Annotated in this window: 1 protein-coding gene; it reads left to right on the top strand. The window is 60.2% G+C overall.

Annotated features, from left to right (window positions below):
• On the top strand, nt 1-327 hold a 327-nt coding region (locus tag JIN85_RS21120; RefSeq protein WP_200274573.1), incomplete at both ends, for a transposase.

The following is a 327-nucleotide window of genomic DNA, read 5'->3' as shown; positions in this document are numbered from 1 at the left end:
GATCCCATCGTTCTCAAATCCCTAAGCCGCAGAATCAAATCCGAACAAAAGGAACTCGCCGCCATCCGTCTCCGCATCAACGCCATCATCAAATCCAGCGACACCATCAGGAAGAGCGACCAGCTCATCCGCTCCATCCCCAGCATCGGTGAAATCAGCAGTCACATCATGCTCGCCGAGATCCCCGATCTCACCCACTTCAGCAACGCTCGCCAGCTAGCCGCGTGGGCCAGAGTCACCCCGTGCCACTTCGTCAGCGGCACCTCGGGTCGCCCCACCACCCCCATCACCAAAGTCGGCTCCACCCACCTTCGGCGCGCGCTTTTC

The sequence above is a fragment of the Luteolibacter pohnpeiensis genome (assembly GCF_016595435.1).
Taxonomy (GTDB): domain Bacteria; phylum Verrucomicrobiota; class Verrucomicrobiia; order Verrucomicrobiales; family Akkermansiaceae; genus Luteolibacter; species Luteolibacter pohnpeiensis.
Note: the sequence above shows the minus strand (reverse complement) of the source record. Positions and strands in the feature narration are given on the sequence as shown.